The organism is Cupriavidus taiwanensis, from assembly GCF_900250115.1.
In the GTDB taxonomy this organism is placed as follows: Bacteria; Pseudomonadota; Gammaproteobacteria; order Burkholderiales; family Burkholderiaceae; genus Cupriavidus; species Cupriavidus taiwanensis_B.
Genome location: NZ_LT984803.1, coordinates 816804 through 831003, shown reverse-complemented (window position 1 = coordinate 831003; position 14200 = coordinate 816804). Strand labels below are relative to the sequence as shown.

Below are 14200 nucleotides of genomic sequence, written 5' to 3'. Positions count from 1 at the left end.
GTTGTATCAATCCGATGGACCGCCGGGCGCGGCGGCCAGAAAACTGCCCGCGCGGGCCGGCATGCCGTGCCTGGCATGCGCGCGCCCGCCAGCGGGAATGCGCGTCAGGCGGAAGTCCGCTCGAACTCGCGCATGAATTCGATCAGGGCCATCACGCCTTCCAGCGGCATGGCGTTGTAGATGCTGGCGCGCATGCCGCCCACGGTCTTGTGCCCCTTCAGCTGCACCAGGCCGTTGGCCCGGGCCTGCTGCAGGAAGGCCTCGTTGCGCGACTCGTCGCCCAGGAAGAACGGCACGTTCATGCGCGAGCGGCAGCTGGGGTGGATCTCGTTGCGATAAAAATCGCTCTGGTCGAGGTAGTCGTACAGCGCCGAGGCCTTGGCGATATTGCGCTGCTCGATCGCCGGCACGCCGCCCTGGCGCTTGAGCCACTGGAACACCAGGCCGGCAATATAGATCGCATAGGTCGGCGGCGTGTTGTACATCGAGTTGTGCTCGGCCACCAGGCGCCAGTTGAATGCCGACGGGCACAGCGGATGGGCATGGCCGATCAGGTCTTCGCGCACGATCACGATGGTGACGCCGGCCGGACCGATGTTCTTCTGCGCGCCACCGTAGACCACCTGCACGCGCGACCAGTCGATCGGGCGCGACAGGATGTGGCTGGAAGCATCCGCCACCACGACGCGGTCGCCCTTGACCTGGCCGATATCGGGGATGTCCTGGAATTCAACGCCGACGATGGTCTCGTTGGTGCAAAGGTGCACGTAACCCGCGTCGTCCGACAGCTTCCAGTCGGCCACGTCCGGAATGCGGTGGTATTTCTGCGCCTCGCTGCTGGCGGCGATATTGACCGCGCCGTAGCGGCGGGCTTCCTGCTCGGTCTTGACCGACCAGGTGCCGGTGACGACGAAGTCGGCCTTGGGCGCGTCGGCATGGCGCAGGCGCATCAGATTCAGCGGCACGATGCCGTTTTCGCCGATGGCGCCGCCCTGCAGGAACAGCACGCGGTAGTTGGCGGGAATATGGAGCAGTTCGCGCAGGTCGGCGATGGCCTGGTTGTGGATACCCTCGAATTCGCGGCTGCGGTGGCTCATCTCCATCACCGAGACCCCGGTCCCGCGCCAGGACAGCATCTCCTCGGCGGCCTGCTGCAGCACTTCGGCAGGCAGCGCTGCCGGGCCGGGCGAGAAGTTGTGGACGCGTTCGGCCAATGCACGCTGCATCATGCCGGCAAGAGCGGGATTCTGGGGATCGTTCATGAGACGGGGGGATGGAAAAATGGCTGCCGGTGTTACCCAAGCAGCCATTATCCCTCAAACCCGCGCCCCGTTGGGCACCCGGGGTTCAGCCCGGGTTGCCGCACCCGGCCGGATGCGATCGGGCGGGTGGCGGGCGGATCCGTTGCGGATCACGCCGGCATCACTTCGAAGCGGCGGTGATTTCCTTCTCGGCGGCGTCGCGCATCGACTTGCCGACCTGCGGGCCGTACTTCTGCATCATCGAGCCCCAGATTTCCTGCGTTGCCTTGCCCTGGTTGGCCATGAACTTCTGGCCGGTCGGCGACTTCAGGAAGGTGGTCAGGTCCTTCAGTTCCTGCGTCGTGTAGTACTTGCCGAAGGCATCATAGTGCGCCTGGATGGCATCCTTGCGGAAACCATCGGTGGTGAACGCCGTGCCGGCGCCGTCCACGACGCGCTGGACCGCGCCGTTCTTCTTCAGCTTTTCAACCGCGGCCTGCTTCTGCTTGTCGCTCAGGGTCTTGTTTTCGACCAGCACCTGCTCGAGGACCAGCGGCGCTTCCTGCTTGGCGCCCTGTTGCCAGTTCTCTGCCTGGCCCTTCACAGCCTGGTCTGCCTGCATGACGGAAAGCAGTTCCTTGATGGCTGCCGTCTTTTCCGCGTCCTGTGCGTGGGCATGCTGCGCCATCATGAAGGTCGGAACGAAAGCAGCCAGAACAGCGATACGTCGATAGGTTTTGAGCATTGTGACTCCCTGGTAAATACGTCCGTTTTAGTCCGGACAGCCGCGAGGCGAGTTCCGGCTGGCGTCCTTTTGTTGCAACAATTTACGTTTGGTCTTAAGGCTTCGCGTCGGCATCCGCACCTGCGGCACCTTCAGCGCCCTCGGCGCGTTCCGCACCCTCGGCCTCGTCCGGCTCCTCGCCGTTGCCGCCGTTGTCGGCATCGCTTTCGACGATGCGCTGCAGTCCGGACAGCTTGGTGCCCTCGTCGACGTTGATCAGCGTGACACCCTGGGTGGCGCGGCCCATCTCGCGGATTTCCGCCACGCGGGTACGGATCAGTACGCCGCCGGTAGTGATCAGCATGATTTCGTCCTCGGGCGAAACCAGTGCAGCGGCCACCACACGGCCGTTGCGCTCACTCGTCTGGATCGCAATCATGCCCTTGGTGCCACGGCCATGTCGAGTGTACTCGGCGATGGGGGTACGCTTGCCGTAGCCGTTCTCGGTCGCGGTCAGCACGCTGCCGCGCACGCCCGCGTCGGCTGACTCTTCAGCGGTCTCGGCCGGCGCCACCAGCATCGCGATCACGGCCTGGCCGTCTTCCAGGTTCATGCCGCGCACGCCGCGCGCCTGGCGGCCCATCGGACGCACATCGTTCTCGTCGAAACGCACCGCCTTGCCGGCATCCGAGAACAGCATCACGTCGTGCTGGCCGTCGGTCACCGCCGCACCAATCAAGTAGTCGCCTTCGTCGAGGTCGACCGCGATGATGCCGGCCTTGCGCGGGTTGGAGAATTCCGTCAGCGCGGTCTTCTTGACCGTGCCGCGCGCGGTCGCCATGAAGATGAAGTGCTCGGCGTCGAACTGCCGCACCGGCAGGATGACATTGATCTTCTCGCCTTCCGACAACGGGAACATGTTGACGATCGGCCGGCCGCGCGAGTTGCGCGAGCCCTGCGGCACCTCATAGACCTTCAGCCAGTACAGCCGGCCGCGGTTGGAGAAGCACAGGATGTAGTCATGGGTATTGGCCACGAACAGCGTGTCGATCCAGTCGTCTTCCTTGGTCGCCGTCGCCTGCTTGCCCCGGCCGCCGCGCTTCTGCGCACGGTATTCGGAGATCGGCTGGCTCTTCATATAGCCGCTGTGCGACAGCGTGACCACCATGTCTTGTGGAGTGATCAGGTCCTCGGTGTCCAGCTCGGTAGCGTTCAGCTCGATCTGCGAGCGCCGCTCATCGCCGAATTCGGCGCGGATCGCCGTGAGTTCGTCGATGATGATGGTGGTAATGCGCTCCGGACGTGCCAGGATATCGAGCAGGTCGGCGATTTCCGCCATGATGTCGCGATATTCCTGGACGATCTTGTCTTGTTCAAGGCCAGTGAGGCGTTGCAGGCGCATTTGCAGGATTTCCTGCGCCTGGCCGTCGGACAGCCTGTACAGGCCGTCGGCCTGCATGCCGAACACCGCCGGCAGCCCGTCCGGCCGGTACGACGAGCGCCCACCCGGGGTTTCGCCCTCGGCCCGGGCCAGCATCTCGCGGACCAGCGCGGAGTCCCACGCCTTGCTCATCAGTTCCTGCTTGGCGATCGGCGGCGTCGGGGCGGCCTTGATGATGGCGATGAATTCATCGATGTTGGCCAGCGCCACCGCCAGGCCTTCCAGCACATGGCCGCGCTCGCGTGCCTTGCGCAGCTCGAACACCGTGCGGCGGGTAACGACCTCGCGGCGGTGCGCCAGGAAGTACTCCAGCATCTGGCGCAGGTTCAGCAGGCGAGGCTGGCGGTCAACCAGCGCCACCATGTTCATGCCGAAGGTATCCTGCAGCTGGGTGTTCTTATACAGGTTGTTGAGAACGACCTCGGGCACCTCGTTGCGCTTGAGCTCGATCACCACCCGCATGCCGGACTTGTCCGACTCGTCGCGGATATCCGAGATGCCTTCGATCTTCTTCTCGGTGACCAGCTCGGCGATGCGCTCCAGCAGGGTGCGCTTGTTGACCTGGTACGGCAGCTCGTCGACGATGATGGCCTGGCGCTGGCCGCGATCGATATCCTCGAAGTGCGTCTTGGCCCGCATCACCACGCGGCCGCGGCCCGTGCGGTAGCCTTCGCGGACGCCCTGAATGCCATAGATAATGCCGGCGGTCGGAAAATCCGGAGCCGGAATCAATTCAATCAGCTCGTCCACGGTCGCCTGCGGGTTGCGCAACAGGTGCAGGCAACCGTCGACGATTTCATTCAGGTTATGCGGCGGGATATTGGTGGCCATGCCCACCGCAATACCCGACGAACCATTGATTAGCAGATTGGGAATACGCGCGGGGAGAATCGAAGGCTCTTTTTCGGAGCCGTCGTAGTTGCTGTCGAAATCGACGGTTTCCTTGTCGATGTCATGCAGCATCTCGTGGGCGATTTTCGACAGGCGGATTTCGGTATAACGCATGGCCGCGGCGTTATCACCGTCCACCGAACCGAAATTCCCCTGGCCGTCGACCAGCATGTAGCGCAGCGAGAAGTCCTGCGCCATGCGCACGATGGTGTCGTAGACTGCGGTATCGCCGTGCGGGTGGTACTTACCGATCACATCCCCGACGATACGGGCCGACTTCTTGTAGGCGCGGTTCCAGTCGTTGTTGAGCTCGTGCATCGCAAACAGCACGCGCCGGTGCACCGGTTTCAGGCCATCCCGGACATCGGGAAGCGCGCGCCCGACGATCACGCTCATGGCGTAATCCAGGTAGGAGCGGCGCATTTCCTCTTCTAGGGAGACCGGAAGGGTTTCTTTTGCGAATGGATCCATTGCGGCGTGGTTTATGCGGCAGGTTTAAGCAAATGACAGGCCGTTGGCACGTGGCGCCGATGGGCGCCCGACGGCTGGGCAACGTGCCATTCTAACATGCCGGCACCCCCTGCCCGGCGCTCTCCGGACAGGGCCCGCAGCGCCCCGCGGAGGCCGCCGCCGAAACCCGGAATCCCTGATGCCACAAGGCTTTGCGGGTGACACAAGACCCATGTTGCACAAACACCACAGGCCCAAAACCCATGCGGCGAATCGAATATATTTACTTCTTAGGAAACGACCCTTGTGGCACAATTCCCCAGCGAAGAGCCAGACATTGTTCGAAGTGGAGCATCCGCCACATCGAGAATGTTATACTCCGAAGAATGTATGACTTGTTTTCGTCCATTTGCTCGCAGTAACCCTGCGGTGATCTCATCCTGAGAGGAGAAATATGAAAAAATTTGCCAAGCTCGCGCTCGTTGCAGCTACCGCAGTAATGGCTGCATCCGCTCAAGCTCAGTCCGTCCCTTATGAAAAGAAGGCAGTGAACGACAACTGGGGCAACGGTACGAGCGAGTACGTGTGGAAGAATGGCACGAACGAGCTCTGCTGGCGCGACAGCTCCTGGACCCCGGCCACGGCCAACGCGCTGTGCGATGGCGCCCTGGCCCCGGCCGTAGCGGCACCGGCCCCGGCTCCGGTGGCCCCGCCGGTCGTCTCGAGCGAGAAGGTCACTTTCGCTGCTGACACCCTGTTCGACTTCGACAAGGCTGTGCTGAAGCCCGAAGGCAAGGCCAAGCTGGACGACCTGGTCTCGAAGCTGCAAGGCATCACCCTGGAAGTCATCATCGCCGTTGGCCACACCGACTCGTTCGGCTCGGACAAGTACAACGATCGCCTGTCGATCCGCCGCGCTGAATCGGTCAAGGCTTACCTGGTGAGCAAGGGCGTCGAAGCCAACCGCGTCTACACCGAAGGCAAGGGCAAGCGCCAGCTGAAGGTTGATCCGAAGTCGTGCAAGGGCAACCGCAAGTCGCAGATCGCCTGCCAGCAGCCGAACCGCCGCGTGGAAGTCGAAGTGGTCGGCACCCGCAGCGCACGTTAATCGGAACCCTTCCGATCCAAGAAGCCCAGCGCAAGCTGGGCTTTTTTTTTGGTACAGTTGCCCCGACTGTCCTTTCCTTCACCCGCCCGGCCAGCGCCGCCGGACTCGCATACGATGACGTTGCAATCGCAAACCCTCCCCGCAGCCGACGCCGCCAGCCAGCACCCGCCGCGCCGGAATGCCGACCCCAAGGAAATCGACAAGTTCAGCGAACTGGCCCACCGCTGGTGGGATCCGCAGAGCGAGTTCAAGCCGCTGCACGAGCTGAACCCGCTGCGCCTGGGCTGGATCGATGGCATCGCCGGACTGGCGGGCAAGCGGGTGGTCGACGTGGGCTGCGGCGGCGGCATCCTGTCCGAGAGCATGGCCCGCCTCGGCGCCACCGTGCGCGGCATCGATCTCTCCAGCAAGGCGCTGAAGGTGGCCGACCTGCACAGCCTGGAGTCCGGCGTCGCCGTGACCTACGAAGAGATCGCTGCCGAAGCGCTGGCCGCGCGCGAGCCAGCCGGCGTGGATGTGGTCACTTGCATGGAAATGCTGGAACACGTGCCGGACCCGGCCTCCATCGTGCAGGCGTGCGCGATGCTGGTGCGGCCGGGCGGCCATGTGTTCTTCTCGACCATCAACCGCAACCTGAAGGCGTACCTGCTGGCCATCGTCGGCGCCGAATACGTGCTCAACATGCTGCCGCGCGGCACCCACGACTACGAAAAGTTCATCACGCCCTCCGAACTGGCCCGCTTCGCGCGCCACGCCGGCCTGGACCTGGTCGAGATGCGGGGCATGACCTACAACCCGCTGTCGCAGGTCTATACGCTGGGCCGCGACACGGACGTGAACTACCTGATGGCGTTCCGCCGGGTGGCTGCATGAGCGCGGCAATCGCAGGCGTCTTCTTCGACCTCGACGGCACCCTCGCCGACACCGCGCCGGACCTCGCTGCGGCGGCAAACCGGCTGGTGGTCGAGCACGGCCGCGCGCCCGTGGCCTATGACAAGCTGCGCCCCGTGGCCTCGCATGGCGCGCGCGGACTGCTGGGCGCCGCTTTCGGCCTGCGTCCGGAAGACGCGGAATTTCCCGCCCTGCGCGATACCTTCCTGGATTACTACGAAGCCGAAATCGCGGTGCACACGCGCCTGTTCGACGGCATGCCGCAGGTGCTGGCCGCGCTGGAGGCGGCGGGCATCCCGTGGGGGATCGTGACCAACAAGATCGCGCGCTTCACGGTGCCGCTGGTCGCCGCGATCGGCCTGGCGCCCCGCGCCAGCGCCGTGGTCAGCGGCGACACCACGCCGCACGCAAAGCCCCACCCCGCCCCGCTGCTGCACGCCGCCGCGAGTGCCGGCGTCGACCCGAGCCGCTGCGTCTATGTGGGCGACGACCTGCGCGATATCCAGGCCGGCAAGGCTGCCGGCATGATCACCGTGACCGCCGCCTATGGCTACTGCGGCGACGGCGACCCGCCCGAGGCCTGGGGCGCGGACCACCTGGTCCGCCACCCGGCGGAGCTGATCCCGCTGCTGGTGCCCGCCGCGATCGCCTGAAAGTGCGCTGGCAGTATCCGCGGACCCGGCCTGGAACTCCCCAAGACAGCTTGCGTCCAACCGGGTACAATCCAGCTTCCTCACTGGGGCCGACCTGGTTTCGACGTGGGTTACAAAGCAGTGGAGGGCATACCGAGGACCCGTCACCTCGTTAATCAATGGGAATGCAATAACTGCTAACGACGAACGTTACGCACTGGCAGCCTAAGGGCCGCCGTCCTCGCACTGGCTCGCTGACGGGCTAGGGTCGCAAGACCACGCGAGGTCATTTACGTCAGATAAGCTCCGGAAGGGTCACGAAGCCGGGGACGAAAACCTAGTGACTCGCCGTCGTAGAGCGTGTTCGTCCGCGATGCGCCGGTTAAATCAAATGACAGAACTAAGTATGTAGAACTCTCTGTGGAGGGCTTGCGGACGCGGGTTCGATTCCCGCCGGCTCCACCATCTTTCCCCCTTGAAAAACAAGCACTTGCCTTACTTTTCAAGGGGTTGCACAAGCTAACATGTGTGCTCGTATGTGTGCATGCGTTTCCACATTCGCCCAAATCGGCAAACTTGGGCGATAACTTCCCAGATGATGTATGTGCGAGGGCGTGTGCGATTAGCACACGTCCTCGCATACGCTTTATCAGTATCACCCCTCAGTCAGCGTCGCCGTTCCAATCACTGGGATTCGCCGAACGATTTTCCCTTCGGCCGCCGCTACCTCTAATTCGTTGTTGAGGTTCTGGGACAAGGCCACGCCAACCTGGCAGAGCGATTCCACCTCCGGGTCGGACACGCAGAGCGCCTGCATCGCACTGAAGATCCCGGCGACCCCCTCCGCGATCCTCTTGGCTTCCTCCAGTCCACCGCCTTCTCTCAAATCTTCAGTCGTCATTTTTTTGCCCCTCTGCGCATGATTCTTACCAACGTGGCCAACCCGGCGGCGCCTCGCCTTGGTGCCGTCGGTACTGTATATTTGTACAGTATAGCCATGGCACTGTGCTGTTGCCAGTACCTGACAAGGAGGGTCCACAATGCCCCGTCTCTCGCCCATGCCTCGGCCGCACGAGCCCGCTGATGGCTACGAGCCATGCCCAATCGACCTGAACTGGGATCGCAAGTACATCCTGGACGCAACTGGTACGCCGGTGCGCGTCTATGACTTCGGCGCCTACGCGCGATGGACGAGTTGGGAGGGAAAGGGCTATCAGATACGGGATGAACTCCCCGAGCGGAACGCCACTGTCTGGACCTACTTTTCGGGCTGGGGCAGCATGCACGATGAGAAGCCACCGATGTTCTGGACCTGCCTTCGGGCAGGCGGGATCAATCAGACGTTCGAATCGCTGACTTGGGAGGAGGCGCAGGAGAAGCACGAACGCGTGGTCGAGAAGGCTCGGCGCGTCATACCGGTCCGGCCCGGCATGTCGGACAGCGCCTGATACCGCCGGCCGGAGGCGCGGGCTGACACTAGGCGCATACCAGAACCTCTACCGCCACTCCAATTCCTTCTACTGCGGCGGTCGGCGGTTCACAGATTCACTACGCAGGAGGCAGACCATGGTCGCGCCGACGCTGGCCGAACTGCAGCCTATGCTGCTGACGGAGCGGAAGACGCTGCCGGCCACCGGCCAATGGCTGTGGGAGATCAAGTACGACGGCTACAGGGCGCTGGCCAGCACGGGACAGGTGCAACTGAAGACCAAAGGCGGCGCGGACGCGACGCGATGGTTTCCGGAACTGATCGACACGCTCTCGGCCCTGCCGGAAGGCAACATCATCGACGGCGAGGTCTGCGTCCTAGATGATCTGGGCCGCTCGGACTTCAACCTGTTGCACGCGCGGGCGCTTCGCCGCGGCTGGCATGCGGGCGCAAATCCGGTCGTCTATTGCGTCTTCGACCTATTGGTGGGCGGGGGAAAGGATCTACGCGGCCTGCCCGTTGAGAAACGCAAGGCGGCGCTGCGCAAACTGCTAGCAGGCGAGCGGCCCAGTCTGCTGTACGTACAAGACGTCGAGAACGGCGTCTGGCTATACGAGGCAGTACTGGGGCTGCACTTGGAGGGGATGGTTGGAAAGCGCACCGGGTCGGTGTACCGGGCTGGAGAGCGGTCTATCGACTGGATTAAGGTGAAGAGGCCGGGCGCTGTCCCGGCGAAGCGGTTCAGGCGGTAGGCTACTGCGCCGGCGTCAGCGCGTCGTAGCTACGCTCGCAGGCAAGGCCGGCGATTCGAGCGGCGTCAGCGTATTCAGCCAGGATTCCCGCGCGGCGGTCAGCGCGCTCGAGCACGTTGGCAAGCATTCCGATGGGATCGCCGGCTGGCGGGCTGCCGGTTGCAGCGGCGGGATGGCCGGCGCTGGCGATGAGATCAGCGATTCGCTGGCGCAGGCGGTCAGAAGTAGCGGCAGCAGTGCGAGCATCATCCCGCGCGCGCTCGGCGTCCTTGATGGCGACATTGGCAATCTCCGTCTGAGCCGCAGTGCGGCGTTGTTCTTCGGCGCGGGCCCGGTCGACGGCTTTGACCTGGTCGAAGGCAGCTGACTTGGCGGCCCTCTCTCGGTCGCCCCTCATTTGCTCGAGCTGAGCGCCCACGCGCCAGCCATTGACGACCCAGCCGCCTGAGAACAGGGCCGCGGCCAGCGCGCCGGCGCCGATCGCGCGCCATGGGATGTTTGCGGGGATCGGGATCATGACTCGGCGATCTCTGGAAGTTCGACCGTCTGGCCGGCCAGCGCGTGCGTGCTGTCGCCCAAGAACGTGATCTGGCCAGGTGCAGCGCCATTGCATCCGACGAACGAATGACACGTGTACTGGCCTTCAGGCCGCGGATAAGTGCTCAGAACGGACGGCCCGAAGACCGGCTTATCGAAGTCACCATTGAACGACCAGTGGGGCTTGCTGGCTGAGTGAGGCGATTCTTGTGTTTCACCTTCGGGACGCCACGTTACCGGCAGGATGCGCGTCATTGGGGTGCCGTCATCCCAAGTGCAGCCAGGGCACAGAAACTTGATGCCGTAGAACAGCCCGTCGCTGTCGCGGACGATCTTTGCTTTGCTCATGCTGCAACCCCCAGCGCGACCTTCGCGCGCGCCCAGTACTTCAGTCGGTCATCCCAGCCGTTCGGCAGGCCCGTTGCTTTGTTCCGCCCGTTGATCGCGATGCTCAGCGCCTTGAAGTCGCCGGAGTCGGCGAACCGGTTCAGGTTGTTCGACTGCCAGTACCAGCCGGCGGACGCCGCCGCAGCCATCGGCTGTTCGAGCAGTTCCGGCATCGTCACCAGGTCAAGGCCGAGGCCGCGGCCGCAAAGCAGGTAGTTCCGGCGCCCGGTGATCTGGATCAGACCCCGGCCCATGAACCGCTTGCCGTCACCGGCCTGCGTGTTTCCGAGATCCGCCCTGCCCTCGTACCGGCGCTGGGAGCCGGTCGGCCCCCAGATCTCCTTCACGTAGACCAGTTGGCCGGACTCGTGGGCGACTTGCGCAAGGAAAGCAGCCGCGCGAGCCGGCGTGTCGATGTCAAAACGGGTCATGGCGTCGGTCAGCGGCACGAGGAACGTATCGGCTCGACGGCCCGCGCCGGGCATGATCGCGCTCAAGATCTTCGAGGTGATCATTTGCCCAGCCCCTTGCGGACTTCCTCGATCACCTCGGACAGATCCATTGCCTTCCGCTTCTCGATGAAGTTGAACAGCCACCGGACGATCGCCCAGCCCGGCAGCCCGCAGGCGAAGACAACGCCGAACAGGGCAACCAGTCCGATGTAGTCATGCGTCCAGGCCTGCAACTCGAACTTCTGCACAACAAACGCGCCGCCGGCGACGCTCGATACGACGGTAGAGATCATCCCTACCGCCCATTCTCGTGGGCTTCGTGGTGTCATCATCATCATCACAACGAGTGCGGCAAGGCCTGATGCACCAGCGGCTACCGCCGCCGGCCCACCAAAGGCTTTGAATGCAGCAGCGCCCGCCGCGCCGGCCGCGGCGCTGCCGCTGATTGGTTCGGACATGTAAGACCCCAGATGTGAAAAAGCCCGCTCTTTGGCGGGCAATGCAGTTGACGCTCGGCGCCGTTGCAGGGTGATTGAGGCAGCGAATTAGCCCCAACCGCCAATCAAAGCCGAGCATAGTGTTTTGCTATACTCGGCCGCGACCATCAAAAATTCTATGAAGAAGGCACCTGAATGCGCGTAAAGGACTTGGTTCGGGAGACAGTATGGCTACCAGGCGCAACCTACGACGCGAGCATAAAACCTCGGGTCTCTGTGCTGCTGCCGACGTTTCGCCGCGGCAAGAGCGGCTTGTTCAGGCGCTGCGTAGAATCGTTGCTTTCGCAAACGCTCGAAGATCTTGAGCTGATCATCATCGATGACGCGAGCACCGATGGAACAGCCGACCAAATCGCCGAGTTCCAAGAACGGGATGGTCGGGTCAGCTGCTTGCGTCATACAAAGAATATCGGTCTTCCGGCAATCTCCGAATACGAAGGTTTCTTACGGGCTCGCGCCGACAGGTTTGCCTTTGCCTTCGACGACACGTCCTTCAATAAGGACGCGCTCGAAAAGCTCGTAGAGGAATCAGAAAAGACTCCCCACGCGATGATCTACGGCCACATTGAGTGGTCATATAAGGAGCCGAAGACGGGTGAGATCGTCACCATGCGCCTCGGTTCAAATAGGTCCCAGGGACTGCTACGCACGGGGAACGCAATACCTAACAACGGTGTGCTGCTACCCCGAAAGATCATCGAGGATGTAGGCTTCTATGATCCACATGCCATCATCGCCCGCGTCTGCGACTGGGATCTGTGGTGCCGCGTGGCTGAGCGCTACGAAATTCGTTTTGTCGACGTCGCCGTGGGCCGTGAAGATGGCCCATTGACCAACGACAGCCTGGGTAACACCTACGCGCTGGATAGCTGGGCCGTCTCTGAATGGATGCGCAGCCCGCGAAACGAGCAACTGAAGCCGGACAATCTCGGCGAATACGAAGTACTGGCTGGTGACCCGTCGTTCAGCTTAAATACTCAGGCGGTCATTGAGTCAACCGCGAAAAAACACGCGACTCCGCGCGGGTGGCCATTGCCTGTGCGCTATGGCAACGCCAATGAGGAAGGTTGCATTCTCGTCGTAACGCTCCACTACGACGCCTCCACCTATCTTTGCTTCGACATGCTGCCTCATGAGGTGGCGCGACGCATACGGGTGATCACGTACAACAGCTGGTTCGGCGTCGAAGAGATGGCGCGGGCAACATGCGTGATATTCGTTAGGCACATCAATGCCTTCAGGTCGTGGGTCGACGCCGGGAAAGCTCTTGGCGTTCCGATGTACCTGTACATGGACGACAATCTCCCCCTGCTAGTCGAGCAGGGTGAAATGACTGTTCCATACGAAGACTATCGACTGGTCAAGTTCCGTGAGGACGTAAGGCTCTTTGATGGGGTGTTACTGACGAGCAGGGCGCTTGTCTCTTACTTCGAAGAAAATCTGCTCCACAAGAACCCCTTCTACTTCCCCGTTTCGTTCGCCGCCCAAAATCCAGTCAGCGTCGACCACGTTGAGCCGAAAATAAAGGGCGAGGTAACCATTGTCTTTGCAGGCGGGTCGCACCGCGCGCGAGGACTATGGGAGATCGTTGTACCGGCTTTGAAGCGGCTCGCCGAAGAAGGCGCAATGATCCATTTGGTCGCGCCAGAATCAGACGCGCTTCATTACGAAGATGCGACGAAGACGCTCCCTGACAATTTGCGGATCACTTCCCTCCCATTCGAGACCGGATATCTCTTTGCGATGCGGAGGTTTGCGCGCTTTCAGCCGGACTTCATGGTGCATGCGCCAAGCGATACGAAGAACAACGCATACAAGACTCTGCACCCGATGGTAGCAGCGCGTCTTCTTGATACTGTGGCGGTTGTACCTGACGGGCAACCATATGATCAGATCACAGAATTCGGCAACGCCGTCGTTGTCACGGATGCACTAAAACCGATTTCCTGGTATCGAACCTTCAACGCGTTGCTCGGTGGCAAGTTCAATCTCACTGAGATCAAAGACCGAAACAAGAAGTTTTGTGCCGACAGCTTCTCCGGCTCGGATAACGTCATCTCGATTCGGAACATGATGAGCCGGCATGGCGGCGAAACCAGCTGGGCCGAACAGGCCCGGCGCTTGCATGGACTGGCCGCGTGGTTCAGGCAAACCACCGGACTGCCATCTATCGAGGAGAGCGCAGCACCCATCGACAACCAGGCGGCCCAGCTATCCGAGTATCGCCGGATGATGCGCTATTCGTGGCGCCACCGGATATTGCGGAAGAGCACCGATTTGTGGGAAGCGGTCTCTCCGAACTTCTACTTGCTGAAAAAATCGAGCGAGAAGAACGGATGGCGCCGGGCAGGCTCATCGTTGGAACTCAGCGATTCTCTCCACGAGACGACCTACCGCGAATACGTAATCACCCCCCCTGCCGGAAAGCTCGAGGCAGTCCTCTTTGCGCTCTCCGTAGATGCCGTGCAGCGCGGGCAAATCGGGGTAGAGATCATTACTCCGGACAACGAAATCAAAGACCACCGCGTTCTCGACCTGAAGTTACTGAAGTTGGATGAGCCGGTGCGGTTCGAGCTTTCCAATGTACACATCAAAAACGGCGAGTCATGGGCGATCCGCCTGTTCGTCAAATCGACTACGCCGGTGTACGTCTATGAGTTCATCAACCGTAAATGGCTTGGCATGAAATTCCTGCAGCCAACGCCATTCATGCAACTGGCCTACGAGAAGTGAAGATAGGGCGGCTTTATGCCGCCCTTCTCATTTTG

The 14200-nt window shown here is 62.2% G+C and carries 14 protein-coding genes and 1 other RNA gene; 7 read left to right on the top strand and 8 right to left on the bottom strand.

Annotation, left to right across the window (positions count from 1 at the left end):
* Positions 1-104: 104 nt before the first annotated feature.
* The 3 genes from serC to gyrA form a co-directional block, all read right to left on the bottom strand.
* Complete coding sequence (serC, locus tag CBM2586_RS04060) at positions 105-1262, bottom strand: 3-phosphoserine/phosphohydroxythreonine transaminase (protein WP_115662784.1); 1158 nt, start codon at positions 1260-1262, stop codon at positions 105-107.
* 160 nt (positions 1263-1422) lie between these two features.
* The gene (locus CBM2586_RS04055) at positions 1423-1986 is read right to left on the bottom strand and encodes a DUF2059 domain-containing protein (RefSeq protein WP_092308167.1); all 564 of its coding nucleotides are present in this window, start codon (positions 1984-1986) and stop codon (positions 1423-1425) included.
* Between the two features lie 94 nt (positions 1987-2080).
* Positions 2081-4768, bottom strand: a complete 2688-nt coding sequence (gene gyrA, locus CBM2586_RS04050; RefSeq protein ID WP_115662785.1) for a DNA gyrase subunit A — start codon at positions 4766-4768, stop codon at positions 2081-2083.
* Positions 4769-5201: 433 nt separating this feature from the next.
* Between gyrA and ompA the strand changes: the two genes are divergently transcribed.
* The 4 genes from ompA (at position 5202) to ssrA (ending at position 7843) form a co-directional block, all read left to right on the top strand.
* Positions 5202-5855 carry an outer membrane protein OmpA gene (ompA, locus tag CBM2586_RS04045; RefSeq protein WP_012352078.1) on the top strand — a complete coding sequence of 218 codons (654 nt, stop codon included), beginning with the start codon at positions 5202-5204 and terminating at the stop codon, positions 5853-5855.
* A 114-nt stretch (positions 5856-5969) separates the two neighbouring features.
* Positions 5970-6728, top strand: a complete 759-nt coding sequence (gene ubiG, locus CBM2586_RS04040; protein WP_115686893.1) for a bifunctional 2-polyprenyl-6-hydroxyphenol methylase/3-demethylubiquinol 3-O-methyltransferase UbiG — start codon at positions 5970-5972, stop codon at positions 6726-6728.
* Positions 6725-7399, top strand: a complete 675-nt coding sequence (gene gph / locus CBM2586_RS04035; RefSeq protein WP_115686892.1) for a phosphoglycolate phosphatase — start codon at positions 6725-6727, stop codon at positions 7397-7399. Before ubiG ends, gph begins: the two co-directional genes overlap by 4 nt.
* Before the next feature lie 85 nt (positions 7400-7484).
* Positions 7485-7843: a transfer-messenger RNA gene (gene ssrA, locus CBM2586_RS04030) on the top strand.
* Between the two features lie 190 nt (positions 7844-8033).
* Here the strand turns inward: ssrA and CBM2586_RS04025 are convergent.
* Complete coding sequence (locus CBM2586_RS04025; protein ID WP_115686891.1) at positions 8034-8279, bottom strand: hypothetical protein; 246 nt, start codon at positions 8277-8279, stop codon at positions 8034-8036.
* Positions 8280-8418: 139 nt separating this feature from the next.
* Between CBM2586_RS04025 and CBM2586_RS04020 the strand changes: the two genes are divergently transcribed.
* On the top strand, positions 8419-8826 hold the full coding sequence (locus CBM2586_RS04020; protein WP_115686890.1) for a hypothetical protein: 408 nt from the start codon (positions 8419-8421) through the stop codon (positions 8824-8826).
* 118 nt (positions 8827-8944) lie between these two features.
* Positions 8945-9559 carry a hypothetical protein gene (locus tag CBM2586_RS04015; protein WP_115686889.1) on the top strand — a complete coding sequence of 205 codons (615 nt, stop codon included), beginning with the start codon at positions 8945-8947 and terminating at the stop codon, positions 9557-9559.
* A 1-nt stretch (position 9560) separates the two neighbouring features.
* On the opposite strand, the gene CBM2586_RS04010 is transcribed toward CBM2586_RS04015, so the two are convergent.
* The 4 genes from CBM2586_RS04010 to CBM2586_RS03995 are packed head-to-tail and all read right to left on the bottom strand — an operon-like array spanning position 9561 to position 11393.
* Positions 9561-10076 (bottom strand): DUF2514 family protein, encoded by a 516-nt coding sequence (locus CBM2586_RS04010; RefSeq protein WP_115686888.1) that lies wholly within the window; start codon positions 10074-10076, stop codon positions 9561-9563.
* A complete protein-coding gene (locus CBM2586_RS04005) occupies positions 10073-10444 on the bottom strand; it encodes a hypothetical protein (RefSeq protein WP_115686887.1) in 372 nt (123 codons plus the stop codon). Before CBM2586_RS04005 ends, CBM2586_RS04010 begins: the two co-directional genes overlap by 4 nt.
* Positions 10441-10998 carry a glycoside hydrolase family 19 protein gene (locus CBM2586_RS04000; protein ID WP_115686886.1) on the bottom strand — a complete coding sequence of 186 codons (558 nt, stop codon included), beginning with the start codon at positions 10996-10998 and terminating at the stop codon, positions 10441-10443. The genes CBM2586_RS04005 and CBM2586_RS04000 overlap by 4 nt, the downstream gene beginning before the upstream one ends.
* Positions 10995-11393, bottom strand: a complete 399-nt coding sequence (locus tag CBM2586_RS03995) for a hypothetical protein (RefSeq protein WP_197723037.1) — start codon at positions 11391-11393, stop codon at positions 10995-10997. Before CBM2586_RS03995 ends, CBM2586_RS04000 begins: the two co-directional genes overlap by 4 nt.
* Before the next feature lie 174 nt (positions 11394-11567).
* Between CBM2586_RS03995 and CBM2586_RS03990 the strand changes: the two genes are divergently transcribed.
* Positions 11568-14165, top strand: a complete 2598-nt coding sequence (locus CBM2586_RS03990; protein WP_115686885.1) for a glycosyltransferase — start codon at positions 11568-11570, stop codon at positions 14163-14165.
* Positions 14166-14200: the final 35 nt, after the last annotated feature.